The organism is Pseudomonas sp. SH10-3B (assembly GCF_019891415.1).
In the GTDB taxonomy this organism is placed as follows: domain Bacteria; phylum Pseudomonadota; class Gammaproteobacteria; order Pseudomonadales; family Pseudomonadaceae; genus Aquipseudomonas.
The window spans coordinates 108,527-130,747 of sequence record NZ_JAFLXD010000010.1 but is presented as its reverse complement, the minus strand read 5'-3'; the positions used below and the strand labels follow the sequence as shown (position 1 = coordinate 130,747).

The 22,221-nt window shown below is 56.6% G+C and carries 35 protein-coding genes; 7 read left to right on the top strand and 28 right to left on the bottom strand.

What is annotated here, in order from left to right:
- Window positions 1–82: 82 nt before the first annotated feature.
- Genes J1G35_RS10765 through J1G35_RS10735 form a run of 7 tightly spaced genes read right to left on the bottom strand, consistent with a single transcriptional unit; the run spans window position 83 to window position 4,439 of the window.
- Window positions 83–502: a phage tail terminator-like protein gene (locus J1G35_RS10765; RefSeq protein WP_223014932.1), complete on the bottom strand. Its 420-nt coding sequence runs from the start codon at window positions 500–502 to the stop codon at window positions 83–85.
- Window positions 499–1,134, bottom strand: coding sequence for a hypothetical protein (locus J1G35_RS10760; protein ID WP_223014973.1), 636 nt, complete (start codon window positions 1,132–1,134; stop codon window positions 499–501). Before J1G35_RS10760 ends, J1G35_RS10765 begins: the two co-directional genes overlap by 4 nt.
- 17 nt (window positions 1,135–1,151) lie before the next feature.
- Window positions 1,152–1,520: a hypothetical protein gene (locus J1G35_RS10755; protein WP_223014931.1), complete on the bottom strand. Its 369-nt coding sequence runs from the start codon at window positions 1,518–1,520 to the stop codon at window positions 1,152–1,154.
- Window positions 1,521–1,537: 17 nt separating this feature from the next.
- Window positions 1,538–2,041: a DnaT-like ssDNA-binding protein gene (locus J1G35_RS10750; protein ID WP_223014930.1), complete on the bottom strand. Its 504-nt coding sequence runs from the start codon at window positions 2,039–2,041 to the stop codon at window positions 1,538–1,540.
- Between the two features lie 59 nt (window positions 2,042–2,100).
- Window positions 2,101–2,685, bottom strand: a complete 585-nt coding sequence (locus J1G35_RS10745; protein ID WP_223014929.1) for a hypothetical protein — start codon at window positions 2,683–2,685, stop codon at window positions 2,101–2,103.
- A 47-nt stretch (window positions 2,686–2,732) separates the two neighbouring features.
- Entirely contained in the window at window positions 2,733–3,698 is a 966-nt protein-coding gene (locus tag J1G35_RS10740; protein WP_223014928.1) for a major capsid protein, read from the bottom strand.
- 12 nt (window positions 3,699–3,710) lie between these two features.
- Entirely contained in the window at window positions 3,711–4,439 is a 729-nt protein-coding gene (locus J1G35_RS10735) for a hypothetical protein (protein ID WP_223014927.1), read from the bottom strand.
- Window positions 4,440–4,573: 134 nt separating this feature from the next.
- Between J1G35_RS10735 and J1G35_RS10730 the strand changes: the two genes are divergently transcribed.
- Window positions 4,574–5,098, top strand: a complete 525-nt coding sequence (locus tag J1G35_RS10730; protein WP_223014926.1) for a hypothetical protein — start codon at window positions 4,574–4,576, stop codon at window positions 5,096–5,098.
- Window positions 5,099–5,103: 5 nt separating this feature from the next.
- Here the strand turns inward: J1G35_RS10730 and J1G35_RS10725 are convergent, their stop codons facing one another.
- The 5 genes from J1G35_RS10725 to J1G35_RS10705 are packed head-to-tail and all read right to left on the bottom strand — an operon-like array spanning window position 5,104 to window position 9,986.
- Window positions 5,104–6,192, bottom strand: coding sequence for a minor capsid protein (locus tag J1G35_RS10725; protein WP_223014925.1), 1,089 nt, complete (start codon window positions 6,190–6,192; stop codon window positions 5,104–5,106).
- Window positions 6,167–7,585: a DUF4055 domain-containing protein gene (locus J1G35_RS10720; protein ID WP_223014924.1), complete on the bottom strand. Its 1,419-nt coding sequence runs from the start codon at window positions 7,583–7,585 to the stop codon at window positions 6,167–6,169. The genes J1G35_RS10725 and J1G35_RS10720 overlap by 26 nt, the downstream gene beginning before the upstream one ends.
- Window positions 7,582–8,883: a terminase family protein gene (locus J1G35_RS10715; protein WP_223014923.1), complete on the bottom strand. Its 1,302-nt coding sequence runs from the start codon at window positions 8,881–8,883 to the stop codon at window positions 7,582–7,584. Before J1G35_RS10715 ends, J1G35_RS10720 begins: the two co-directional genes overlap by 4 nt.
- On the bottom strand, window positions 8,870–9,331 hold the full coding sequence (locus J1G35_RS10710) for a DUF2280 domain-containing protein (RefSeq protein ID WP_223014922.1): 462 nt from the start codon (window positions 9,329–9,331) through the stop codon (window positions 8,870–8,872). Before J1G35_RS10710 ends, J1G35_RS10715 begins: the two co-directional genes overlap by 14 nt.
- A 31-nt stretch (window positions 9,332–9,362) precedes the next feature.
- Window positions 9,363–9,986, bottom strand: a complete 624-nt coding sequence (locus J1G35_RS10705) for a putative metallopeptidase (protein WP_223014921.1) — start codon at window positions 9,984–9,986, stop codon at window positions 9,363–9,365.
- 67 nt (window positions 9,987–10,053) lie between these two features.
- On the opposite strand from J1G35_RS10705, the gene J1G35_RS10700 reads away from it, so the two are divergent.
- Complete coding sequence (locus J1G35_RS10700) at window positions 10,054–10,587, top strand: hypothetical protein (RefSeq protein WP_223014920.1); 534 nt, start codon at window positions 10,054–10,056, stop codon at window positions 10,585–10,587.
- 34 nt (window positions 10,588–10,621) lie between these two features.
- On the opposite strand, the gene J1G35_RS10695 is transcribed toward J1G35_RS10700, so the two are convergent.
- The 16 genes from J1G35_RS10695 to J1G35_RS10620 form a co-directional block, all read right to left on the bottom strand.
- The gene (locus J1G35_RS10695) at window positions 10,622–10,810 is read right to left on the bottom strand and encodes a hypothetical protein (protein WP_223014919.1); all 189 of its coding nucleotides are present in this window, start codon (window positions 10,808–10,810) and stop codon (window positions 10,622–10,624) included.
- A gap of 49 nt (window positions 10,811–10,859) precedes the next feature.
- A complete protein-coding gene (locus J1G35_RS10690; protein ID WP_223014918.1) occupies window positions 10,860–11,204 on the bottom strand; it encodes a hypothetical protein in 345 nt (114 codons plus the stop codon).
- On the bottom strand, window positions 11,201–11,539 hold the full coding sequence (locus tag J1G35_RS10685; protein WP_003218335.1) for a hypothetical protein: 339 nt from the start codon (window positions 11,537–11,539) through the stop codon (window positions 11,201–11,203). Before J1G35_RS10685 ends, J1G35_RS10690 begins: the two co-directional genes overlap by 4 nt.
- Before the next feature lie 192 nt (window positions 11,540–11,731).
- Window positions 11,732–12,061 carry a 3-methyladenine DNA glycosylase gene (locus J1G35_RS10680; RefSeq protein ID WP_223014917.1) on the bottom strand — a complete coding sequence of 110 codons (330 nt, stop codon included), beginning with the start codon at window positions 12,059–12,061 and terminating at the stop codon, window positions 11,732–11,734.
- A gap of 8 nt (window positions 12,062–12,069) precedes the next feature.
- Entirely contained in the window at window positions 12,070–12,255 is a 186-nt protein-coding gene (locus tag J1G35_RS10675; protein ID WP_081044268.1) for a Com family DNA-binding transcriptional regulator, read from the bottom strand.
- Window positions 12,256–12,338: 83 nt separating this feature from the next.
- On the bottom strand, window positions 12,339–12,536 hold the full coding sequence (locus tag J1G35_RS10670; RefSeq protein ID WP_223014916.1) for a hypothetical protein: 198 nt from the start codon (window positions 12,534–12,536) through the stop codon (window positions 12,339–12,341).
- 204 nt (window positions 12,537–12,740) lie between these two features.
- Window positions 12,741–13,286: a hypothetical protein gene (locus J1G35_RS10665; protein WP_223014915.1), complete on the bottom strand. Its 546-nt coding sequence runs from the start codon at window positions 13,284–13,286 to the stop codon at window positions 12,741–12,743.
- Window positions 13,283–13,918: a recombination protein NinG gene (locus tag J1G35_RS10660; protein ID WP_223014914.1), complete on the bottom strand. Its 636-nt coding sequence runs from the start codon at window positions 13,916–13,918 to the stop codon at window positions 13,283–13,285. Before J1G35_RS10660 ends, J1G35_RS10665 begins: the two co-directional genes overlap by 4 nt.
- The gene (locus tag J1G35_RS10655; protein WP_223014913.1) at window positions 13,915–14,184 is read right to left on the bottom strand and encodes a hypothetical protein; all 270 of its coding nucleotides are present in this window, start codon (window positions 14,182–14,184) and stop codon (window positions 13,915–13,917) included. Before J1G35_RS10655 ends, J1G35_RS10660 begins: the two co-directional genes overlap by 4 nt.
- Entirely contained in the window at window positions 14,181–14,696 is a 516-nt protein-coding gene (locus J1G35_RS10650) for a hypothetical protein (protein ID WP_223014912.1), read from the bottom strand. Before J1G35_RS10650 ends, J1G35_RS10655 begins: the two co-directional genes overlap by 4 nt.
- Window positions 14,693–14,893 carry a hypothetical protein gene (locus J1G35_RS10645; protein WP_223014911.1) on the bottom strand — a complete coding sequence of 67 codons (201 nt, stop codon included), beginning with the start codon at window positions 14,891–14,893 and terminating at the stop codon, window positions 14,693–14,695. Before J1G35_RS10645 ends, J1G35_RS10650 begins: the two co-directional genes overlap by 4 nt.
- Entirely contained in the window at window positions 14,890–15,369 is a 480-nt protein-coding gene (locus J1G35_RS10640; protein WP_223014910.1) for a hypothetical protein, read from the bottom strand. The genes J1G35_RS10645 and J1G35_RS10640 overlap by 4 nt, the downstream gene beginning before the upstream one ends.
- Complete coding sequence (locus J1G35_RS10635) at window positions 15,366–16,163, bottom strand: hypothetical protein (protein WP_223014909.1); 798 nt, start codon at window positions 16,161–16,163, stop codon at window positions 15,366–15,368. The genes J1G35_RS10640 and J1G35_RS10635 overlap by 4 nt, the downstream gene beginning before the upstream one ends.
- The gene (locus J1G35_RS10630; RefSeq protein ID WP_223014908.1) at window positions 16,150–17,127 is read right to left on the bottom strand and encodes a phage replication protein; all 978 of its coding nucleotides are present in this window, start codon (window positions 17,125–17,127) and stop codon (window positions 16,150–16,152) included. Before J1G35_RS10630 ends, J1G35_RS10635 begins: the two co-directional genes overlap by 14 nt.
- A gap of 1 nt (window position 17,128) precedes the next feature.
- Complete coding sequence (locus J1G35_RS10625; RefSeq protein WP_223014907.1) at window positions 17,129–17,977, bottom strand: BRO family protein; 849 nt, start codon at window positions 17,975–17,977, stop codon at window positions 17,129–17,131.
- Between the two features lie 213 nt (window positions 17,978–18,190).
- Window positions 18,191–18,370 (bottom strand): Cro/CI family transcriptional regulator, encoded by a 180-nt coding sequence (locus J1G35_RS10620; RefSeq protein WP_017255748.1) that lies wholly within the window; start codon window positions 18,368–18,370, stop codon window positions 18,191–18,193.
- A gap of 109 nt (window positions 18,371–18,479) precedes the next feature.
- Here J1G35_RS10620 and J1G35_RS10615 point away from each other — a divergent pair, with 109 nt between their 5' ends.
- The 5 genes from J1G35_RS10615 to J1G35_RS10595 all read left to right on the top strand — a co-directional run bounded on the left by J1G35_RS10615 (window position 18,480) and on the right by J1G35_RS10595 (window position 22,169).
- Window positions 18,480–19,136, top strand: a complete 657-nt coding sequence (locus J1G35_RS10615; RefSeq protein WP_223014906.1) for an XRE family transcriptional regulator — start codon at window positions 18,480–18,482, stop codon at window positions 19,134–19,136.
- Between the two features lie 92 nt (window positions 19,137–19,228).
- Window positions 19,229–19,537, top strand: coding sequence for a hypothetical protein (locus tag J1G35_RS10610; protein WP_223014905.1), 309 nt, complete (start codon window positions 19,229–19,231; stop codon window positions 19,535–19,537).
- 22 nt (window positions 19,538–19,559) lie between these two features.
- Window positions 19,560–19,778: a hypothetical protein gene (locus J1G35_RS10605; protein ID WP_223014972.1), complete on the top strand. Its 219-nt coding sequence runs from the start codon at window positions 19,560–19,562 to the stop codon at window positions 19,776–19,778.
- 109 nt (window positions 19,779–19,887) lie between these two features.
- Window positions 19,888–21,744: a DEAD/DEAH box helicase family protein gene (locus tag J1G35_RS10600; protein WP_223014904.1), complete on the top strand. Its 1,857-nt coding sequence runs from the start codon at window positions 19,888–19,890 to the stop codon at window positions 21,742–21,744.
- Window positions 21,741–22,169 (top strand): hypothetical protein, encoded by a 429-nt coding sequence (locus J1G35_RS10595; protein ID WP_223014903.1) that lies wholly within the window; start codon window positions 21,741–21,743, stop codon window positions 22,167–22,169. Before J1G35_RS10600 ends, J1G35_RS10595 begins: the two co-directional genes overlap by 4 nt.
- Window positions 22,170–22,221 lie beyond the last annotated feature (52 nt).

Genomic DNA, 22,221 nt, shown 5'->3' with positions numbered 1-22,221 from the left:
GCCGGTCCTTGGGAAAAAGGAACCGATTATAGCCGCATAGGCAATATCGCGGATTGAGGCTCAGTGGGTACTAACAAACCAGCTATGAGCCGGTATCTGCTCGATACTCGAAAGAGACCGAAACCATGTATGTCGCTGCGTCTGTGATCCCTGGCCCCTGCTCTACCGGCGACATGGTGACCACTGTGACGCCGCTCTTCGTGTCTCGGGCATACAGCCGGAACAGACCAGTCAACTCGACCACAAGTGGGTTTGTCTTGGCCTTGCCGGTGCCGGCCGGGGCCACAATGCTGACCTGGTACACGCCGATGAACGCCCGATGGTCGCCAGCAAGAGTACTACTGGCGGTATCGCCTGGTAGCGCGAATGCTCGAATGTAGGTCTCGCCGTCCGCAGGGTCATACTGGATATTCTCAAACACGACCTTGATGGGCTCTGCCCGCGCCTTGCTCCAGGCAAGCAACTTGGCCTCGTAGATCGACGCGATAATGGCGTGGCTCATACCTGGTTGTTCCTTGTGGCTTCGTCGACGATCTGCTGGAAGCGGGCCAGAGTGATTCGGATCATCCCCCCGGGCGCTTGCTTGGAGTGCCCATATTCCAATGGAACGCCATAGGGTAGGTTGTTGACGATGTAGGCAGTTTGGCCGGCAGTGAGTGATTCCACCTGCAACTTCAGCTTGGCCAGCGTTACGCCGCCCGCCGGGTCGACCTGGTCAAGGGTGCCTTCTGCCGGCACGCCGATGGAAAACTGCCAGTTCCCGCGAAACCGCCCGCCCACGTAATCCTTGCCGGCCACCAGGCCGTTCACGTTGAAGTTCTGGTCGCGCTCAGTCTTGGTCAGGGGCTTGGCGTACTTCACCCCGCGCCGCAGTTTCCCGGCTTTGGTGAAGTTTGATTCGTTGAGGTTGATGACGGTATTGCGCACGGCGACCTTGAAGTCGTAGTCGTCGGCTGCCCGGGTGTTCGCCTGGCGGTGTGCAACGTTCGCCGCCCAGATCTCTGGATTGCCCACGGGCGACATGCGGATCACGCTGCTGCCGATCTCGATAACGATCTCTCGGATGGTTGCGTCGATACCGCCCTTCGCTCGCTCGGCGAAATCGCGAATGTTCTCGGCAAAACTTCCGTTCATGCTCGCGTACTTGTTGGTCACGACCGCACCTGCAGCTCATACAGGATCGGAGTGCCGGCCGGGTTGACCTCTTTCAGCGGGGGCACGATTGACCAGGTGCGCCCCTGAGCGACCACTTTGTCGAGCAGATCAGGCACCCAGGACAATCCCTGCGCTGCAATCTTGAGCTTCTTGTCGCCCTGCTTGATGAGGCTGTTGTTCTGCAATTCTTGGCCGGTGAAGTCGAGCAGGATGCCTTGGGCGGTTTGCTCGACGGTCGCGCCTTGCGACTCGCCGCCAGTCTCTGGGTCGTACTCGCCCGGCTCCGTCTTGCTGATGGTCACGGGCTGGCCGAACTCTGTGATCATCTCCAGAGCCATCACGGCCATTTCGTCGTAAAAGGCCATGATGGTCTCCATTACAGCTATGCGCGAACTGCGAACAGCCCGCGCTTTTGTAGGTAGTCGGCAAACTGCGTTGCGCTCGGTCGGTCGGGAGCAGCCGGCAACAGCCGGTTGCTGGTCGACGGGATCGCCGCATACTGCCGCGTCACCGCCCCCTCAACACGATCCAGCAAGACGGCACCTTTGCGCATCTCCACCGGGTCAATATCGTCCTGATGGATCTCGGCAGCCAGGGCCATCTGCCCGTACTGGATGCGCGCCGGCAGGTAGTTGTTCGGCTTGATCTCGTGGTCCAACAGCACTTCCCGGCGCGGCCAGGACAAGGCCTGCTCGCTGTTGCTCTTACGCCCCTTCCAGGTCATGCCATCCATCGCCAAGGCAGCCCGGCGCAGCAACGCTTCTTGCTCGGGAACTCCTACGGGGATGACCGTGCCGAACTTCACGGCATACATGGCCAGGTCCTCGGCGCTCGCGTAGCTTTCGGCGTCAGGCTTGCCGGTGCCGTCCTCGATGATGAGTGTCATGCGTCAACTCGCTGGAATGGTTTGTAGATTGGCCGCCAGGTCACCGGCAGCCAGCAGTATCACTCCTTGGCCAGCTCAGCGACGAGCCTTTCCAGGGATTCTTTCGAGGCATTGGCCCGGTACGGCACTTTCGCTTCGTCCAGCTTAGCTTTCAACGCCACGATTTCACTGGCCTCGTCAGCCGGCGGTGCGATGGTCGCCGTCTTCAGCACCTCCAACTCTTCACGCAGCGCCTTAACGGTAGAGAGCAGGCCGTCGCGTTCAGTGGTCAGGGTGCCAACCGAGGTATGGATGGTTCCGAGCTGATCAAACAAGCGCGACGCCAGTTCGCCCGACTCGGGACGTTGCATCTCGCCAGCTTCCAGGCCACCAATCAGGATCTCGATCGATCCATGCTCAGCACGCAAAGCCGCAATGACTTTTTCGAGTTCGGCCTGGTTGGTGGCGCCAACCATCTGCACCCGCTTAGCCTCTCTCACCGACACGTCAATACCGGCCGCTTCGTATGCGCCGACCACGTTTGGCCAATCGCCAATCACCAGCACGCTGGTAACACCGGCTTCAGGCTTATCGAAGTGCTCCGGATTGCGGTAGCGCTTCTCCGGGTCGAAGCCGTTGAGCTGGTTGCTGTAAGTCAATTCCATGTGTTTCTCCAAGGCGGCCATCGCTGACCGCGCGTTGAGTTTTTGGCTTAGCCGCCAGTTGTTGAAGGCGTTGCAGTCAGCTGGATCATCACGCCAGCGGTGACTTTGTTGCTGCCTGCATGCTTGACCCAGTTGGCAGCGGAGCCGACGGCAGCCAGGGTCGGGTTGGAGCCGCCAGTGGTGGCTTTCCAGCTGTAACCCAGCACATCAATGTTGACGGTGCCTTCAGCGCGGTAGCCAATGCTCAGGTTCTCTTCGTCGTTCACTTCGTAGGAACGGAAGCCTGGGGCCTGCGATTCGGTAATGGTCACGGCGTTTGGCAGCAGGCCGAAAATCACGTCCGCCGGCGCGGTGTCGGTCACCAGTACAGGCTTGCCCAGCGTGCCCGGCAAGCCGCCGTAGATCACGACACCCGCCTCTTCGTAGATCTTGTTGGTGATAGCTTCGTCGACGATGTCGAAGTAGGCGCTGGAGTGCATGACCCACAGAGCGATCCGGCCGAATTTGTCGCCGAACTTGCGCATGCCGCGGGTCAGCGTCTTCTTGCCGTCGGTTTCGATGTTGGCCGAAACCACCATGTCAGCGTTGGAGCCGATGGCGGCACGAAGGCCAGCAGTTGCGTACTGGATGAAGCCTTCCAAGGTCGCATCAGCGACGTCGGCGCCGACGATCTGGGAGAACTCCTCGACCGGACGACCGCGGCGCTTGAATGCCTCTTCGGTGGTCTGGTACGGACCGTACTTCCACGGAGCCTTGACGCCGACAGCTTCGCCGGCGCTGATCTTCTTGGCAGTCACCTTGCCTTCAGAGTTGACGTCGCGGTGTTCCAGCGAACCGTTCAGCTTGTAGAGGGCACGCTTGCGGAAGTCACCTTCGATCAGCTCGTTGTCGAGCACCATCGCGCCGTTGGACGATGCGTTGAACACATCCAGGTTGTCCTGGACACGCTCCAGGTATGCAGTTTGCGCCTCATCGTTATAGATGATCAGGTCGCTGTTGACAGTCGTAGCCATGAGTATTTCCCCTTACTTGGGCAATGCGAGGTATGCGGTTTGGCCGTGCTTGCGCTGGAAATCGCGCTTCTGCTCGGAGGTCATTTCGGAGCGCTTGAATGCAGCCTTGCCGCCACCCCCGCCCGGGGCAAATGTCCCTGAAGCCCTTGGCCACAGGTGGGGTGCGCTTTCGCGCAGAGATTCCGCCCATTCGAGCGGAGTCAGAGGGGTCTTGCCGTCTTTACCGAGGATGACCTGGCCAGATTCATCAACGGCGACCGCATCGCCATCTTCGTTAAGGGTGAACACGCCTTTGGCGCGCAGGATGATGTCGTCCGTTGCTTCCGGCAGAGCGCCGGCCTTCAATGCTGCACCGCGTACCGAATCCCCCAGGACTTTGCCCTGGAACTTGGCAGCGAACGACTCAGCCTTCTCGGCGCGCTCGCTGATGGCTTTCAACTGCTTGTCGTAGTCACCGCGCAGGCGCTCGGTGCGACGGTTGAAGACCTCGTCGACCTTGCCCTCGGTCAGCAGCTTGGTTTCTTCGTCCTGGCCCGCACGACTGAGCAGGCCTTTGACAGCGTCGATGTCGATGCCGTCAAACTGGGTTTCGAACTGGGTCAGCTTGCCGGACGTTTCCTTCAGCTTACCGAGCAATTCCGAGTTCTTGGTTTTCAAACCCGAAACGGATGCTTCAACGGCAGTCGCGATAGCGGCCTTGATTGCCGGGTTTTCCAGGTCGATTTCGTTTTCTTCTGCCACGTTGATGCACCCCTTGGGTTGGACGCCCGCTTTGCAGGCACAAAAAAACCGCCGAAGCGGTGGGAATTTTCAAACTGATCGTTAGGCTGTATGAACTGCCCGAGCGCAGATCTCTTTACAACACAGGAAATGATATGAGACGGATATTTCGACTTAATACAAGCGGCAGTACAGGTGAGAAAAGCAAAACCTCTGAAGTTATTTATGCAGCAATCATAACGGGTTTAGTCGCATCTGCTGGAGCAGTGCTTACTTGGTATTCAAGCCAAGAATCCACCAAGCAGGCTATTGCTCAAAACTGTATTCAACGAATCGACAATCAAGAAATGAAAATTCGAGAAAAAACCGAAGCATTCCTAGGCAACATTGCTGATCTCATCAGTAGAGGATCTAACAAGAAGCTGTCCTTTGACGAGTCGAGAGCTGACGCAGAAAAAGTCATCCGTTCGGGATTTGAGCTAATTGCATATGCACCTCCGGAAATGGGGCACTCTGCGCTAAAGGTGACAATTGCAGTCCAAGCTATGCTGAATGTAGAAAGCAAAACAGATGTTGATCTGGTCGCACTGCAAAGCCAAAACGCAATGACCGAATGGCCAAACCGATTCTTTAGCCTCATGGAAAAGTATCGTGACGAGAAGGCAAAGTGCCAAGGATGAATCGCTTATAAGATTGACGCCCGCTCGAAGGCTAGCGGCTCCAAGCTCTTCATCTGCACCAGGGTCAGCGGTGCAAAGTTGCGGTCAAGCTGCAGTTCTGAGAAGCGCTTGATGGTCAATCCGCCATCGCGAAACAGTTTGGCGCGAACAGGACCGATTGCCACGTCCTGGAACGCCGCCGGCTGCTGCTGGAGCCAGTGGTAGTAATCGAGGTCAGCACTTACCTGCTGACCGCCATTGGCACCCACCGAAGCGCGGGTAGCGCCCTTGGCGAACATATCGCTGAGCTTGGTCAACAGTACGAATGTTGTGCGGCAATTCGGATGAAACGGCGGCCTTGGCCCTGAATCAACTGGGAACCGGCGCTTATCCATCGATCGACACTGCTGGCTGGTCTTTCTATCCAGGGTGGCGACCATCTCGACCTCGGAAACGATGTCCGTGTTGGCCTTGGCCACCTCCATCCGTGCCTGGGACGACACATGCTGAATCGCGGTGTGTACGACCGTGCTGGCATTGCGGTTGGTGGTGGCCAGGATGCCGTCTTTGTACCCTGCTGCGTTGGTGCCGCGAATGTTGCGGATGATCTGGAAGTTCGTCTGCCCTTCAAAGAAGCCTTGTCGGATGGTACCGGTGACGCGCTCTCGCTCGGCGCCGGTCCAGCCCTTGATGAATGCCTTCAGCAGCTTCCCGCCACCGGTGCCGCGCACGCTGAGCGGATTGGTCAGTACTGCTGTACGGATTGCAGCAGCCGTCGGCGCGACCACATCCAGCGACACGCCAACCGGTGCCGACCTGGCAAGGCTGGTCGCCTCAAATTCGGCCTCGTAGTTGGCGATGTCCACCAGGTCCAGGTTCAGTTGCGCGCTGTAGCGGTCGAAGATGCCCAGCAGCAGGCTATCTACCTCCTTCAGCAGCGCCTCCAGACGCTTGACGTTGTACTCGGTCAGGTCCGACTGGGTCAGCCGACCCCTTATAGACCGGTCAATCTCCTTAAGGAAAGGAGCAAACTTGCCGACCTCCCCAGCCTTGAGCTTTTCGAGGAAGACCGCGTGCCGGATCGTGGCATCAAGTACTGCCGGATTTACCGCCATTTGGTTTGTCCTCGTCGTCCAGGTCCAGGCCGTCGCCCTGCTCTTCCAGCTCGCCGTCGATTTGCAGGTCTGTTCGCTCTGGCGCAATCAACCCAAGCTTGCGTAGGTACGCCCGAAGATCCGCCTTCGCGAAGCCGCCGTTCTGCCACAAGCCAACCAAGGCTGTGATCATCTGCGGATCCGCCGTCAGCTCGACGAATTCCTGATTCACCTGGTAGGCGACCTTCTTTTCGGCAATCCCCATGTAAGCGCAGCACCACATGATCGCTCGCGTGTATGCCTCGCTGACGTTTGCCACACAGCCAGCGAGCACCGATGTGGATGCCGACTGATCGCCGCGCGACTCGGTAGCGGTCTTGGTGGCAAGTGACGCCACCACCATCCGTGCGCCGAGCTCAATCATCATCTGGTTCTTATCGGCCATCGCCTCCTTGACCAGCGTGTTAGGCGCCGGCTGTGCGTAACCGAACTGGCCGCCGGCCGGCAGCATCATTGGCGCCCTGGAGCCGACATAGACACCGTGCTTCTCCATCCAGTCGCGCCACTGCTCGTCCAAACCCGAGATCCACGGCTGGGCCTGGCCACACCAGAAGACGCTGTCTTCGTAGTCGGCGCTGTTCCGGTAATGGCCCAGGTTGATCATGGCGATGTCATAGAGCGGTGATTCGTCGATACTTGGGTCGTTGTTCTGAGCACCGACGAATGTAAACGGGATCTCCTTGAGGCGCCCCGTAACGCCTTCCGGCTTGAATTCGTCAATGACTGCTAGTGGCCCGCCACCTTTCGGACCGGACCGGCGCCAGACCCGACAGACAAAGCCGTCATCCTCCAACGCCAGTTCGCGGTACTGCTCAGCTGTCTTATAGCCAAACCCGTCCGGTATCTCAGGCGACTCGCGCAGCACCACCAGCGTCAGCACGCTGTGTCCGTTCACCATACCAGTGCGCCAATTGATGATGTCTTCTGCGCAATAGGAAAGGATCACCGAGTGACCGCCAATGCCGTCGTCTTGGTGATAGTCGACGTACAGACCGTGTCGACCAGCCTCAAGCACCTTCTCCAGCGTGCCCTGGGAGTGCTGATAAATGCTGACACCAGAGCCGTTTGCATTGTCCTGCAGGTATTCCAGCTTCTTCGGCACCGTAAGTGTCGGGTCTTTATGGAAGGCCAGGCCCAGCAGCCCGTTGCGGGTGTGCCCGGTAGCGTTCTTAAACACCGCTCGCTCGCGGTAAGCCCGATTCCGATCTTCGTTCTCCGGAGACTTGTCGTGCGCGTTGATGTACGGCAACCGATCGACAACCCGGTGCTGGCCGGCGCAGACGTCACGAACGGTCGCCCAACGGTCAAGCGCTGCTGTGTATTCCGCCCGCTTGAAGGAGACGTCGTTGCTCATCGGGCGTATCCCATTTTGATAGCGGTGACCGGTTTGATGATCGGGTACTCGCGGTGGATGAAGTATCCGCTGGCGTCGTTCGCGTGATCGATGCCTGCGGTTTTATCCGGCTCCCCGTTTGCGCCCCACACCTGCTGCTCCAGGCCATCGGCGTAGGTTGGGCAGGTGAACGGGTTAACCAGGTAGCGGCGCTCGCCCTGCGCATTGCAGAAGACGGCGTTCATTGCGTTGATTCGGTCCTTCACCGGCGGGTTTGCCGCTGGAGCGATGACCGCGAACCCGGCCTGCTTGAGCATGGCCAAGTCGGTGATGCTGGCGTTCACGGATTTGCGTGAATCGCCCGAGGCATCCGGGTAGATCCTGATCTCGCACGTCTTCTTGAAGTCGTTGCCGTCATGCTGCCAGTACCGCTCTTTGATGCGGCGGATCATGTCGGGCGTGTCGTAGCCATCGATCAGCTCATCTACTGCCCTGGGCAGCCCCTGGTCACGTTTGACGTGGGTGATCGCCGCCATCTTGCCGACGTTGAAGTCCATCCCAATAAACAGCGGCTCGCCGGGCTGCACGGTGTCGAAGCATCCGTTGAGCTTGCGGTCGTAGGCCGTGTAGATCGTGCCGGACGTCAGGTTGACGAACTGGCCCTTGAGGTACGCCATGATCAGCTGCGGTGGATACGACTCCATTAGGGAGGCGATGTAGTCATCCGGCAGGTTCAGCTCGTTGTCGAACGTGCTGGCCTGCACCAGGCCGTACATCTCTTTCAGTGACGGCTTATCACGCAGCTGTTTCACGAACTGCAGGAAGACGAACTTGAAGCCTTCCGGTGTCGTGGTGACATCCACCCCGTTCTTCAGCCCTGGCAGGTTGTAACGCATCCGGGCGATGATCTTGCGCCAGGCCTGCTGAGCCTTGACGGCAGTCAGCACGTCCAGCTCATCCACCAGGGCTTGGCCGATCTTGAAACCAACAATCGTCTGCGGCTTCTCCATCGACCGGCAGATCACAGTGCCGCGGTACTGCCGGCCGCTGTAGATGTGAACCTCGTGGTTCGCCTGGTTGATCTTGGTCTTCAGCCCCCAGTCGTAGGCCACCTCATCCATGGTCGGATAGAAGATGTCCCGGATTTGCGGGTAAGTCGGTGCGAAGTAGCCAGCGTTAATGCCGGGCCACTCCATGAAGTGCTTGCTCAGTGCCGAGCATCCCACCCAGGTCTTGCCTGAGCCGAACCCGGCAACGAACGCACGGAATTTGTGGGGCAGCGTGAGGAACTGAGCCTGCGGAACGTTAAGGCTCGGCATTCGGCTTCCTCGCATCCACCACGTCGACCTGGATACGGGTCGGGATCACTGGCTCGTCGCCCGCCTCTTCCTTCCTGGCCCGGTTGACGTAGATGTCGCCGGTTTCCTTCGCAGCCTGCTCGAGAATCTGCATGGCCAATCCGATGTTCTTCATCGTCTCGGCCTTCTCCACAAAACGGTTCATGACGCGGAGCCGGAAGGCACGGTTGGCGATCGGGATGTCAGCTGTCTCTTCACGGAATCGCTTTCGCGTGTCCTGAAACAAGGTCGCCCACTTAACTGCTAACCCCTTCCCCGCAGCCTTGGTTGGGTCGTGCGTCTCCACCTGCTGGCGGCTCACTACAACCCCGTATTCGTTCTTGACGGCTTCCACCACCTGGGACGGTGTGTCAAAGCACGCCAGCGCCTGAACGATGAAGCTCTTCACCTCATTTTTCAGGGCTGCCATAAGTTCTCATCCGTCTAGAGCCTGTCAAGAATCAGGCCGATCTCAGCAGACAGGTTCCGCAGGCCCTCGCAATGTTCAATTTCCCCACCTCAGCAGGACTGTTTGCAGCATCCACCAACGCTTGAACGTCAGGGCTTGCACCATAACGGCGGACGACACCGACGAACTCTTCAACGTCGTGGCCCTGCAGCTTGATCTTCGGTGCGCCGTCTTGGGTGAATGCTGGTTGACCGTACTTGTCGGTCGCATGAGCCAGGTGATACAGCTCGTGTTCGATCAGGGCGCAGAACTCAAGGTCGCTGCACTGGGCGCAGTAGTCAGCAGCCAGAGTGATGATGAAGGCCGGCACATCACCGAACCAATCACGCATCTGTTGCTCCATCCGGGCTTTCTGCCAACCACCGGCGCGGAACGCTACTTGCTCGGCCTGGCCAACGACTGTCCTACCTTGTTTCTCGAAGCTCGACGACGCCCACATGACCCGGATGCCTGCATCCAGTAGATGGGCATGGTCTTCGTTGTGAATGCTTCCGGTGTCAGCAAGCACCTCGGCTTGGAGCCACTCCCACACTTCTGGGGCTGGGGTCAGGCGAATATTGTGAGAAGACAGATCTAAGGGATCGAGCAACGAAGCAACAGGCATCGGCCTTTTCACGACTCCCCCATAACGTCTTTGAGATGTTAGGTTCTCGTGCGTAACGAACAACCTAGAGCTTAATGAAATGAAAGACCTGAGCCATCAAGAACCTAAGCCCCCAAGATTCAAACTTCTTAGCTTGCTAAAGGACGGGACGTGGTTTGCAAGCCTCACAGCACTGTTAATTTTTGCGATCAATGTTGTAGATGAACGAAGTCAACTTAGAAGCGACGTCAAACACCTGACTGACACCTTGGCTGAGGTGAGAAAGGACCTTGAGTCAGCTCACCTCGAAAACAAGCAGCTCAACGATTCATTGCGCCAAAGCCAAATCGATCTCGCCACGAAAGAGGTTCGTCTCGAAGAGTTCGAAAAACAACTCGCCTCCGTCAATCGGGACGCTTTGAACTCTAAGGCAGAGGCTGAAACCTACAAGGCACTCACGGCATCTGATAAACGCTGCGAACCCTACAGGCAAGAAATTTCACGACTGGAGAGTAAACTCGCTATATCGGCACTGGATGTATTCTCGGCTCGAGCAGAGCAGCGCAAAGAGACGCTGGCGGCGCTGGAACGGAGCAAAGACTCACTGGATGCTTGCATGGGGATAAAACGTTAACAGCCTGATCTCACCCCAGCTCCTTAACGGCTATTCAACTCACCATGATGTGGGTTTGAGCATGGGCGTGGCCGTGGAGCAGTCCAACGATCAGTCCCTGGGGCAGCCCGGCAGCCTTTGCGGCATCCACGGCATCGGCAATGGCCTTGTCGAGCCCATTTACAGCAGCGCTAATGTCCGGGCTCATCGGTAGCGCGTGGTGCAGTCGGGTGACGTTGCTCATCTGCAATACCTCGCGCCACGATTTGGCGCATTCGAAAACGTGGCGCGGATTACTGCTTGCGCCGCTCGGCACCACCAGGCGCTTTGTCACAGTGCAAGCAGTGCTCGCAGTTCAGCGTCCGACAAAGCCAGGCTTTAACCGGCTGCCAGTACGTGACCATGAAGATGTGGCGCGCACCGGCCAGGGCCAGGGATACATGCAAAGTGAGGCCGGCACTGCTCGGGCCAAAGAAGATGTTCTGGCTGCGCGCCATAACGACGAATCCGCTGATGGCGATAGCCGAGTAGATCAGCTTCCCGAGGATGCCGTCCCTCACCTTCCCGCTCAGTACGCACCAGGCCGCCCACAGCGCGATAAGGCCGCAGGCGATGGAGTTGATCAGTTCAAGATTCATGGTGGATTGCCTCCCCCGAACCGCTGGCGAATGAGTGCCCAGAGGTCAGCGGATTTGATGGCTCGATTGATGGCCGCCAGGAGCGAACCGCCGAAGGCACCCAGCAGGAAGCCGATACCGGCGACGATCTTCGGCTCAGTCACGCCCAGGTAGGTGCTGACCATGCTCGTCAGGTAGATCGAACAGGCCATACCGGTGATGAGGAAGATCATCCAGGCACGCCAGTCGTTCAAGTCGTCCTTGTGCCACCAGCTGGCGATCACAGCCCCAACGAGGCCCGCAATCAACAATTCGAACCTGTCGATCTTGTCGAGCAGGCGCTGTAGATACTCCATGCGCTCGACTCCGTGGGGCATGTTTAAAATAGGTCAGCCCCAGCAGCACTCCCAGCCATAGCGATGGGTGTGGTGGAGCCGAAAACGAAAAAGCCCCGCACGATGGCGAGGCATTGAATGGAAGCGCGGCCGGGGCCGCGCGGTATAACTTGAAAGCCCGCCTTGATGCGAAGCTACGTACCTCAATCCGCGTTAAGCGACAGTGCCGTCGGCGTTAAGCACGTCCCAAGACATTTCTACTTTGATGCTGTAGTCCACAGTTGTGTACATGAATACCCCATTCCCTGCTGGCACCAAAATCTCCTGGACCGTATAAATTTCCTTCGGAACTCGGACGTAACCTGGATCAGACTTCACGGTCGGCTTCGTGGCTCCCATCACGATGCCACCAGAGCTCACGAAAAGGGACCGGAGAACAGTACCATTCGGGTTATTTTCCGGAGCAATTAGAGTGGCCACATCAATCAAGGCGCCATTGATGCTAATGTTTTGAAATTTTTTACCCAGTACTCGCGCAGTCATATTGTCACCTATTGAGTCGAATGATTTGTCGCGGAGGATTCCGCTTTCATGTCGCTCAAAGGCGATTGCTCGAGGCTCGTGGCCTTCACATGATTCAACGTCCCGCATCGGGAGCATTTGATCTGGAGCTCTGTAAACCCACCCGTACGGGCGAGAAGTCTTTTGCAGTTACCGCATCTGAATTCTTTCAACATCTGCAATCTCCTTTTGCTGATTCGCTCTTTCCATGAGCAATAAAAAACCCGACTCAATGGCCGGGTTTAAGAACTGATCTTGGTCAGTTGTCAGGATGCTCGCTTGCTACTGAATCCGCTGCCTCGACATCCGACATGTCCTCCTCAAGAGGTGCGTCGTCGTCCGCTGGCAGATGGACTTTATCCTCATCACGCCTCGGATCGTGACCTGTCTCGTTATCCGTACCACGCGTCACTTCCTGTTGAGAAATGTTGCCTGGCGCACTCTTATCAATGTCCATGCTGACTCTCCGTTTTTACGCTCGGGATATCCGCGCTTAAAGATGGGAGTCGGCAGGTCGCAGTGAGTGCCAAACACTGGATGAACGGCAGAAAGCAAAAAGCCCCGCAAGTTAGCGAGGCTTCTAGTGTCAATCCCTAACGCGCAAGATCGACAGGATGGATAAATAATCTCTCACTTTCTCACTCATTGCAACGGCTATTTGCTATGCCGCGCAACTTTCAATTAAACCCTCGGCGTCGAGCAGTTCCTGAGCGGCAGTGAGAGCCTCGTTCACTTGGTCATCCAGCGCCTTGCGGATCCCTGAGCGCCACCGGTACCGGGTAGATTCAGGCTTACCGTCGTTATCCCAATTTGTGATGTCGTACCAGGCGGCCGGCAGCACCGCGGCGGAGCGCTTGCCCTCGGCGCCGGCAACCTGCGGAATGGCCCAAGTCAACACAGCGCATTCCCGGAAGCGTTTCGGCGCAGGCGTCTTCACCGAATTGAGCAATTCTAAAATGGCGCCGTGCTTGCGCTCCTGGTGCGTCGAGTACTTCGCCACAAGTGCCCGCCAGTGCGCCGGGGTCAACGCCTTGTGCAGCCGACCGAACACCCAGCAGTCCTGGAGAAGCGCCGCCTCCTTGCCGACGATCTCACCCTTCTGCTTGGCGCACTGCACCTTGGGCTCGAAGTCGCAGCCGCCGGCGGAACTGATGGTCTCGGCCGCAAGGGCGCGAACTACTGCTGAAACAACGTTGCGATAGGTCATGCGGCTTCCCCTTTTTTCATCTCTCTGGTCATTGCGCGGTATTTGGCTTTGATCGCCTTGATCTCTTCCACGGTGTACTTGCAGGCCGGGTGCAGTCCCTCCAGCCAGGCCACTTTCTCGGCGCCGATCCGTTGCACCAGGCGGATGCGGTACTCGACCGCGTTACCGGACAGGTTGCGGTTGCACTTCACGCACTGGCGGTGGATGTTCAGAGGCTCGAAGCGCAGCTCCGGGCAGGCGCCGACGGATCGATAGTGCCCGGCGTCCCACCGGCTGCCAGTCATGAGGTCGTTATCGTTCGGCGTGGAGTCGCAGCTGATGCAGGGCAGGTGCGCGTCACGGAGACGCACGTATTCATTCACCACCGCCTGGGCTTCGCGCAGGTGATCCGCCCTGCTCTTCAGCTTCTCCTTGCGGACCTTGATCTCGCGGCGCCCTACTTCTGCCAAGGCCTTCCCGGCGATCGCCCGGCCTTTCTCCGACTGCCCATGAGCAATGGCGCACTCGATCTCCCCGCATACGGCCTGGGAGGCGCGGACGGGGACGAACATCACTCGGCACGCTGGGCAGCGCCGGCGGCGTGGACCGCCGGACGCGAGCGGGGTTTTGCGCTGTAGTGGGGTGCGCTTCATACAGCCTCCTTGGCTTTATGCAACTCTGGGGTAAAGTCGCCCCTTAATGGCATCAGGTCTGCTGCCCTGAAGAATCCGTAGCCGTCCTCATCATCACGTTCAACGACCCATCCTGCGTGCGGAGCGAACCACAAACAGCCATCCGGCTCGATCGCACCCTCCCCGGCAGGAATGAACACGACCAGCGACACAGTGGCCATAGCCGGAATCTGGTATTTCGAAACCAGCGTCAACGCCAGGTCGCCCGACTTAAAGTTATGGCTCATGCGGCCTCCTTGAATGCTTCAAATTCTGCCATTTCGGTCAGTCGCTCTTCCGTGAGCGTTGGCCAGTCATGCAGCACCAGGTACGCGCAGCACTGGCGCCAGAAGTCTTGGAATGTCTCCTCCCCCATTGAGTCGTAGGAAAGGCTGCGGGGTGTCTTGCGGGTGAGCTGGCCCAGGCCCGGGATGTCGAACAGTTCCTCATCGCAGTACACGCCCGACTCCAGCTGCAGGGCCTTGATAGCGTCGTGGGAATGCTTGCCAGAGAACCGGTCGATGTTCTGGCTCAGCACTCGGCCCAGTCCATGGACCAAACCGTTGAACCGCGGATTGCGCGGCTGCTTGAGATCGGCGCGGATCTTCGCGTTCATCTTGAATTCACGTTCACGCAGGATCGACCGGTCGGCGTCGGAGGAAGGCACGAAGGCGGCAACCTCTTTACCGGTGGCTGGATCGACCAGGCGGTGCAGCACCAGGTACACAGGCATTGGGCGTGGCTTGGCTGGCTTGGTCATGGCTTCACCCGAAAGAATTCAATTTCGAATGGACCGGCATAAACCCGGACTGCGGGCTTGGAGGCGAGTTTCGTGAAATAGAAATGCCAGTTGCGTGGGCGGAACCCGAAGAGCAGCCATCCCCGCTTGAACCCGAAGCTGACCATGTAGCCGTTACCACGGTAGTCGTCGCTAAACCTGCCGTAGTTGGTTTTCATGACTGCTCTCCCTTGCCCATGGCGGCGCGTCGACCTTCGTGGAACGCCATTACCTCCTGCATTCCGTCATCCACGGCGAGAATCTCCCGATCGAAGTAGGCCTGGCTGTCGGTCTCGCCTTCTGGAGGCAGCTCGCCCGGTCCGGCCAGCGAGTTGTAGATCCACTCCATCGCGGCGGCAGGTCCCTTGCCATGCTCTTCCTCGATGAGAGCCGAACGCATGGCGAGGATGTAGCGGCCAAACAGCAGATCCAGTTCCTTGATGCGCATGCGGGCCAATTCGTTCTCGGCTTTGAGCTGGTCGCGCTCGGTGATCAGGGCCAGGACCGCGGCTGGCGTTGCTACGGGTGCGAATTCAAGAAACGCCACTTCTGCTTGGCAATAGCTACGGTCCTCTTCCCATGCTTCGCCCGGCAGGTATTCGCCGGCAGCGACGCAGGCCTCGGCCAGCCGCTTCAGTTCGGTGTTGTCGGTCATTGCGCTGCCCTCTCCGCTTCCAGTTCCTGAGCCTGCCGGATCAGCAGCGCCCGGCGATCCGCCAACTCATTGGCCGCTTCAATCCGCATTTCGGTTTTTCGTTCGGCGCTGGCCTTGCGCATCTCCAACATCGAGTTTTTGACCAGTTCCAGCTTCTGGCGCAGCACTGGCGCAGGCTGTGTGACGGCACCGGTGAGCAAACCAGCAATGGCGCGGCCATCCTCGGTAACTGGAACAATGCTCAGGTCAGCCAAGTACTTCTGGCCGTGCTCTTGGGGAATGCGTTTCAGCTCCAAAGCCTTGGTGACTGCCTGGATGCGGCGGTTGGAGTCGAAGCCCACGGACACGTGCCAGTTGACCGGTTTCGCATCCTCGCGGGCCTGGCTCACGAACCGCTGGTAGGCGTCGATGAATGCCATGCGCGCGCCGATTTTGTCGCCGCCATCCAAGATGGGTTTCGCAGCGGCCAGGGCCAGTTGGATTTCATCGGTCAGCACCACCGTTTCAAACTCGTCGTTGGTGGTCATGGCGATGGCCCAGGCCTCGTCCTTCCCTGGACGGCCGTCAGATGTTTGGACACGCTGCAGGATGTCGGCCATAGCCAGCTTGCCCTTCACTTCGAAGCGGCACGCCTTCAATGCGGCTTTGACGACGGGCACCGGGTAGGCACAGAGGTCTTCGGCCATCATCGCGGCGGTACCGGGGTTCATCTCCTGGCCCATGGCCTCGGCCGTTGCACAGATGGCGGCGGCCAGACCGGCAACCTGCTGGTCGTTCATTTCAGAGGTATTCATTGCGGTCACCTGCTTGGCGCTTGGCCAGAACCATCTGGGCGGCCTGCTCGGCTGCGGAGAGGTTTGCCTCGGTTCTTTCCATCTGGCGGGCGGTTGTTCCGTTGATGCGCTGACCGGTGACCCACTGGGTGTGGTAGCTCTCGGCGTTGGCCAGCAGCTCGTTGAGGCTGTGGCATTTGCGCAGAACGGCGGCATCGCTGGTTTTCAGGAAGTGAGCGGCGACGTGGTGGGCAACGTCGGCGCCGAGACGGTCTACCAACTGTCCGAGCTGGCCACCGACCTTGGCATTCCACACAGGCCAGGCGCTGTAGCGCTTGCGGTAAGCCATGGCGTAGTTCGCCCAGACCTTGAAGGTTTTGCAGGTCTGGTCTTTGGGGCCAGGCATGTCGGCGGGGATCTCGACCCGTGGGGTGTCGGTGCGATCAACCACCAGCACCAGACCGCGGGACTGAGCCGGCTTGCCGGTGGCGTCCTGCAAGTCCTGACTGGTGTCCTGATTGGTACCCTGATGATTGGTATCCTGATTTGTCGGAGATTTTTCCGACCCTTGTTCGGATTTTTTTCCGACCTTGCTCGGAGATTTATCCGAGGTAGATCGGATTTTTTTCCGACCCTTGTTTTTTGGTGGGGTCGGATATTTTTCCGACCCATCCAGCTTCTGGTTCCACTCGACGGCCTTCTCCGTGAGGCGGAAAAGCGTGATGTTCGAAGTACTGGAAAGCTCAATCAAGCCGGCCTCTTCCAGGGCCTTCAGCATGCGATAAGCAGTGTCCGGCTTATCAGTGAGCAGCGGCAGCTCCTCGATGATCTTGGCCTTGCTCAGCGCGAAGAAGATCCCGTCATCGGTCTTGATTGGCTTGGTCCAGCTCGGGCAGCCGTAGACGAAAGCGAACAGCAGGGCTTGCTGAGAATTCAGCCCCCACTCCAACGCCTTCACCTGGTTAATCGTGACGGTGTATTGCATGTCAGGCCTTCCCGACCTTTGCAGCCAATTCAAGGAAGCGATCCACGTACCAGTGAGGCGGCGTCTCGCGGGGGCATTGAGGGCTGGTGAGGTTCTTGCCGTAGGCCATGCCCTTCTCGGTCACAGACCAGAAGTCCACCATTTCCTGCTTGGAGTTTTTGCGCTGGATGACCTTGAGGAAGCCGTGGGCCTCCAGTGCAATGTTAAAGGCGCGCGCGGTGCTGGCGATGGCGTGTTCTTTGATAAGGGCGGTAATTGCCTTGGTCGGCATGGAAGAGCCGCCAGCGGCATCGGGCACGGCGTCCACGGCATAGCCTGGGAGGAACTTGGCGTCCAGGCCGTTGTTGGCGGCGATCTTGGCCAGCATCAGCATCTTGCTGGAGTTGGCAGGCTTCAACAGGCGGTCAAAGCACTCCAGGATGGCCAGCTCGCCGACGATTTTGGAGTTGTTCGGGCCTTGGGCAGAAAAGGTGCCGGTCTCGCGGATGCTCGGCAGCACCTGCCCGACCACCCACTCTTCGAACTTCTCGGCGGCCGGCAGCTTGGACTTCATCACCAGCCGGTACAGGTCTCGCTCCGGGATGATGGTCATGAAACCACCACCCTGTTTCGGGGTAGTGGTCGCAGCCTTGCAGTGACGGGCTACAGCGTTCTCTGGCTTGGAGTAGCCCAGGGCGTCAGCGACGTCGCGCGCGACAAACCACGGATCGCCAAGCTTGTCGGTGATGACCCGAATTGCGGCGCCGTCGAAGTCGAAGGGAATCACTGAGGAATTGCGGCCCACGTTTTCGGATTGCGAAAAACGTGGCGCGAGATTGGTAGTGCTATTGATATGTGGCGGCGTTTGCATATAATCGGCCTCGCTAAGTTTTATCGAAGAAGCCGACCTCGACCGTCGGCTTTTTTATTGCCTGTAATTCGGCGCCGAAGCGCCAACCACCTCGCCCTACTCCCCGCATCGCCTCTCTCTAAACCCACTGGATAAAACACCAGCGACCTCAGGTTTCTTACTTCGCAGACCGGCTGGGCCGATACTGGCTACATCGGCAGAAGGGTTTGCCTGTCAGGCGGCTTGGTCTTTCTTTGTCGCCTTAAACTTGCCCTTGGAAAGGACCTGGATCTGGTACTGCCGGGATTCGGGGATCGTTTCCCCCCACATGGTCACGGCGCTTGGGCGGATGCCCAAAGCGAGTGCCAGCTTCGTCTTGCTGCCGAAGAATTCGGCGACTTCATGCGTATTCATTGCGCATCCTCGTTCGAGCCTGTCGCAATTTAAGCATGCTTAAGTTATGGCATCAACGGTGATTTGCACCTACTGCATGCTTAAATTCAGTTAACTTAATATTGAGTCCATGGAAAGACACGAACGTATCGCCCGCGCCATACAGGTCAGCGGTAAAAAGAAAGGGGAAATTGCATCGCTTTGCGGCGTTGCAAATTCGGCCGTCACTCAGTGGATCACCGGCGAGAGCAAAAGCCTCAGGCCGGAGAACCTTTACGCCCTGGCGAAAGCGACTGGCTTTCGGGCTGAGTGGCTAGCCATTGGCGAGGGCAATGAGCGGGAGGCTACCGAATCAAATATCTCCCCCGCCGCCCAGCCCACCAAATCTTTCCGCTACCCAGTAGTCAGCTGGGTTGCCGCCGGCGCCTGGACGGAAGCAGTGGAGCCCTACCCGGCCGGATTCTCGGACAGCTACGAGTTCTCGGAGTACGACTCCAAGGGCACAGCGTTTTGGCTGAAGGTGAAAGGTGACTCAATGACTGCGCCCGCCGGCCAGAGCATCACCGAAGGCACGCTGATCCTGGTGGACACTGAGGCTGAAGTTGCACCAGGTAAGCTAGTCGTGGCCAAACTCCCTGACAGCAACGAAGCCACATTCAAGAAGCTGGTCAGCGACGGCGGTCGACTGTTCCTGAAGCCGCTGAACCCTAGCTATCCCATCGAGGCGGTCGACGAGAATTGCCGGATCGTGGGCGTAGTTGTGCAGGCGCTGCAGAAGTTCTACTGATCCGCAAGTGTGCCGGGGCGAGTATGCCCGGGCGGTAAGCTAAATCGAGATATCGAGCTGAGTAGCGCTCGTATGCACAAAGGAATGTGGTAATGAATGCCTTTCGGATAGCGACACTGATAGTTGCGCCACTTTTTATCTCCGGTTGCTACAGCACGCCAAAAGAAAAAACTGAGTACGAAAAACAGATCGACGCAGTACCGATGCCCGTGACGGAAGCTGAGCGTCTAGAGCAATGCCGTACCTTCAAGCTAGCCGCAGATAGCCAGCAGGCTGAGGATTTAGTGCAATACGCACTGCGGTCCAAGATGGGCGCCTCGGATTCGGAATATACCGAGACTCAAGCTCTTAGAAATCGCCTCAGAGCCATGAAGTGCCCTGGGTATGGCCGGTTTTCCTGATGCTGCTGCCCAGGGTGAGCCAATGACTGCATGGCGAGAGCAGAGCTTCTGGAGCAAGGTCGGGGTCATTGCTTGCGTGGTTTTCCTCATGATGATCCCCGGCTATTCCGACGTAGCTGGTCTTAGCTGGAGCTCATCCGGCCGCAAGCGGGTATTCAGTCCTGGATTCGTTGTGCTCTGCACCATCGTGGCGGTGGTTGAGCTGATAGCGCTGAAGCACTTCTATAGTGCGCGGGGATGAGGGAGACTGAGAAGGACGGGGCGCGGTCGGTGAGGGGTTGAAGGGTACGTAAAGCAGTATCCGGAAACCCATATATTTTTTAACTATAATTTCAGGGATTAGAAAACTCATGAGTTACTTTTTAAGTACAGCTGTCAATATTGAAGGCAACAACAAGCTAAGAACCCCACAAATTGAAGCCTACTTAAAAATCAAGTCTTTTTTTTCATCCGCAGATAACACCGAAGCGTTAGTAGTACTTCCAACGGGCACGGGAAAAAGCGGCTTAATTTCAATAGCACCCTTTGGCACATCGACCGGACGCGTACTGATAGTAACCCCCGGACTAGTAACCAAAGACAGCATAAGAAAGACCCAAGAAGCATTATATGATAATTTCTGGATAAACTACGATATCCTCTTCAGCCATAAAGACCTACCAATAACAGTTGAGTATTCTGCAGGACTGCTCCAACAGCATTTAGATGACAGCAATATTGTATATTCAAACATTCAGCAACTATCAAACAACAGAGGCAATGCGTTAATAAACACCGTCCCCAATGACTACTTTGATGTAATCATAATAGACGAAGCACATCATGCACCAGCAGATAGTTGGGTACAGCTCCTAGGGTACTTTGCCAAAGCAAAAAAATTATATGTTACGGGAACCCCGTACCGTGGGGACGGACAAAAGCTCCCAGGCACTCTGATACACGAAACACAGCTCTCGGAAGTCATGCGAGATAGATACGTAAAATGGCTCAGGAAAGAGACTGTCAACGCGCATTCTTTATTTTTCACAGTTGCAGACCACCCCGGAAAAAAGTTCACCATTGATGAGGTTATAGACCTCAAAGATAAAGAATGGGTCGAGCGAAGTGTCGCGCTATCCGAAGAGTGTTCCAAAGACGTAATCGAACATAGCATTGGAAGACTAGCAGAACTAAAACAGCAATCCCCTAAGGTTCCACATAAAATTCTAGCAATCGGATGCAGCATATCGCACGCGGAAGATCTCAAAGCCTGGTATCTGGAAAGGGGTTTATCAGTTGCCTTAGTCCACAGCATGATGGATGCTGACGACGTACTAGCAGAGTTTAGAAGAATAGATGGACATGAGGTCGAAGTAGTAGTATCCGTTAATATGCTAATGGAAGGTTACGATCATAAATATTTGACTATTCTTGCTCTGTTCCGGCCTTATCGCAGCATCAATGCCTTCGCTCAAATTGTTGGTCGTGTCTTACGAGCAATACCTCCGGAAGAGATCAGTGCGTTTGAAATAGATAACAACGCACTAATTATCTACCATCAAGAAACCGGACTTGATGAAATGTGGCGTATATTTCAAACAGAAGTAGACAGGGCCAAGCACCAGCGCACACGAGAGTACGAATTCCTGGAGCGCGACTATGTAGAGCGCGACAATTCTCTAGGAGGAGTTGTTACCGTAGAGACGTTTTCAGGAAATGCAGAATCCTACTTGGCAGACCTTGACTTCAATGAGCTTTTTAAACAAAAAAGAAAGGAAATAAATGAGGCTGCCGAAGCGCAACTTAGTGAAATCCAAAAATCCGGGGACTTCGACGAAGAAACACTAAAGCGCTTTAAGGAAGTGCTAGTCGAAACAAAAACCAAGGAAGCCTCACAATATATAGATCCAAACCTAGTAGAAAAGCGCCCCGCACTAGCTCGGCAAGAACTACGCAAAATATTAGCTAAAAAAATTCAAGATGAAACTGCAAGCTTATTAAGCGACCGAGGGCTAAGCGACAAAGGAACGGAGCTGTGCGGTTCATTTAAAAGAATTATTAGTTACATCAAGCTCGACGCTCCAAATGATGGAGTGCTTGTAATTTACATAAATCACAAGCTATACTCCCGCTTTGGCAAGCGTGAAGCCTTAGAAAACAAGACTTTGATGCAAGCATTAGAATATGTTCCGGCAATTGTCGAAGAGTTGAGAGGTATGCTCCGATGAAAAATATTATGGATGAAGCGATTCAGGGCCTGCTTAACCTCCACCTCACGAAAGGGGTTCAGCCCTCCGATCTTTCGAACAATTTGTTTGATCAGGAATACGTAGACTTCAATATCAAGAAAAAAAATGGTGCGCTGATTTTAGATCTGTCCTATATGGAAGAAACAGATGAACTCCCCCAAAAAATCAGTATGAGATACACTTACAACTCAGATCGCTACTTAGTACTGATAGAGCAGAAAATCGGCACTAAAAAGTTCAACGTTCAGTGGTGCAGATTAAGTGCAGTAGCAATCGCAATACGAAACGTTACTGATATACTTGCTGGCGCAGGAATTTCGCCAGCGGTAATTGGTTCAATTTTAGAAACGCTGCCAAATGATTTAAAAGAATCCATAGTCGTACGATTGCGATCGGTTGCCTGATTAAGAAGAGCCCGGCCCAGCGCCGGGCTTCTTGTATCTCCCCTTTCACACT

Coding starts and splice junctions, on each gene's coding strand:
- J1G35_RS10765 (WP_223014932.1), bottom strand. CDS start 502: ATGAGCCACGCCATTATCGCGTCGATCTACGAGGCCAAGTTGCTTGCC.
- J1G35_RS10620 (WP_017255748.1), bottom strand. CDS start 18,370: ATGAATACGCATGAAGTCGCCGAATTCTTCGGCAGCAAGACGAAGCTG.
- J1G35_RS10640 (WP_223014910.1), bottom strand. CDS start 15,369: ATGACCGACAACACCGAACTGAAGCGGCTGGCCGAGGCCTGCGTCGCT.
- J1G35_RS10690 (WP_223014918.1), bottom strand. CDS start 11,204: ATGAATCTTGAACTGATCAACTCCATCGCCTGCGGCCTTATCGCGCTG.
- J1G35_RS10745 (WP_223014929.1), bottom strand. CDS start 2,685: ATGGAATTGACTTACAGCAACCAGCTCAACGGCTTCGACCCGGAGAAG.
- J1G35_RS10635 (WP_223014909.1), bottom strand. CDS start 16,163: ATGAATACCTCTGAAATGAACGACCAGCAGGTTGCCGGTCTGGCCGCC.
- J1G35_RS10665 (WP_223014915.1), bottom strand. CDS start 13,286: ATGACCTATCGCAACGTTGTTTCAGCAGTAGTTCGCGCCCTTGCGGCC.
- J1G35_RS10630 (WP_223014908.1), bottom strand. CDS start 17,127: ATGCAATACACCGTCACGATTAACCAGGTGAAGGCGTTGGAGTGGGGG.
- J1G35_RS10740 (WP_223014928.1), bottom strand. CDS start 3,698: ATGGCTACGACTGTCAACAGCGACCTGATCATCTATAACGATGAGGCG.
- J1G35_RS10755 (WP_223014931.1), bottom strand. CDS start 1,520: ATGGCCTTTTACGACGAAATGGCCGTGATGGCTCTGGAGATGATCACA.
- J1G35_RS10650 (WP_223014912.1), bottom strand. CDS start 14,696: ATGACCAAGCCAGCCAAGCCACGCCCAATGCCTGTGTACCTGGTGCTG.
- J1G35_RS10720 (WP_223014924.1), bottom strand. CDS start 7,585: ATGAGCAACGACGTCTCCTTCAAGCGGGCGGAATACACAGCAGCGCTT.
- J1G35_RS10680 (WP_223014917.1), bottom strand. CDS start 12,061: ATGACTGCGCGAGTACTGGGTAAAAAATTTCAAAACATTAGCATCAAT.
- J1G35_RS10700 (WP_223014920.1), top strand. CDS start 10,054: ATGAAAGACCTGAGCCATCAAGAACCTAAGCCCCCAAGATTCAAACTT.
- J1G35_RS10675 (WP_081044268.1), bottom strand. CDS start 12,255: ATGTTGAAAGAATTCAGATGCGGTAACTGCAAAAGACTTCTCGCCCGT.
- J1G35_RS10615 (WP_223014906.1), top strand. CDS start 18,480: ATGGAAAGACACGAACGTATCGCCCGCGCCATACAGGTCAGCGGTAAA.
- J1G35_RS10625 (WP_223014907.1), bottom strand. CDS start 17,977: ATGCAAACGCCGCCACATATCAATAGCACTACCAATCTCGCGCCACGT.
- J1G35_RS10670 (WP_223014916.1), bottom strand. CDS start 12,536: ATGGACATTGATAAGAGTGCGCCAGGCAACATTTCTCAACAGGAAGTG.
- J1G35_RS10660 (WP_223014914.1), bottom strand. CDS start 13,918: ATGAAGCGCACCCCACTACAGCGCAAAACCCCGCTCGCGTCCGGCGGT.
- J1G35_RS10685 (WP_003218335.1), bottom strand. CDS start 11,539: ATGGAGTATCTACAGCGCCTGCTCGACAAGATCGACAGGTTCGAATTG.
- J1G35_RS10655 (WP_223014913.1), bottom strand. CDS start 14,184: ATGAGCCATAACTTTAAGTCGGGCGACCTGGCGTTGACGCTGGTTTCG.
- J1G35_RS10695 (WP_223014919.1), bottom strand. CDS start 10,810: ATGAGCAACGTCACCCGACTGCACCACGCGCTACCGATGAGCCCGGAC.
- J1G35_RS10645 (WP_223014911.1), bottom strand. CDS start 14,893: ATGAAAACCAACTACGGCAGGTTTAGCGACGACTACCGTGGTAACGGC.
- J1G35_RS10715 (WP_223014923.1), bottom strand. CDS start 8,883: ATGCCGAGCCTTAACGTTCCGCAGGCTCAGTTCCTCACGCTGCCCCAC.
- J1G35_RS10605 (WP_223014972.1), top strand. CDS start 19,560: ATGACTGCATGGCGAGAGCAGAGCTTCTGGAGCAAGGTCGGGGTCATT.
- J1G35_RS10730 (WP_223014926.1), top strand. CDS start 4,574: ATGAGACGGATATTTCGACTTAATACAAGCGGCAGTACAGGTGAGAAA.
- J1G35_RS10760 (WP_223014973.1), bottom strand. CDS start 1,134: ATGAACGGAAGTTTTGCCGAGAACATTCGCGATTTCGCCGAGCGAGCG.
- J1G35_RS10595 (WP_223014903.1), top strand. CDS start 21,741: ATGAAAAATATTATGGATGAAGCGATTCAGGGCCTGCTTAACCTCCAC.
- J1G35_RS10610 (WP_223014905.1), top strand. CDS start 19,229: ATGAATGCCTTTCGGATAGCGACACTGATAGTTGCGCCACTTTTTATC.
- J1G35_RS10710 (WP_223014922.1), bottom strand. CDS start 9,331: ATGGCAGCCCTGAAAAATGAGGTGAAGAGCTTCATCGTTCAGGCGCTG.
- J1G35_RS10750 (WP_223014930.1), bottom strand. CDS start 2,041: ATGACACTCATCATCGAGGACGGCACCGGCAAGCCTGACGCCGAAAGC.
- J1G35_RS10600 (WP_223014904.1), top strand. CDS start 19,888: ATGAGTTACTTTTTAAGTACAGCTGTCAATATTGAAGGCAACAACAAG.
- J1G35_RS10725 (WP_223014925.1), bottom strand. CDS start 6,192: ATGGCGGTAAATCCGGCAGTACTTGATGCCACGATCCGGCACGCGGTC.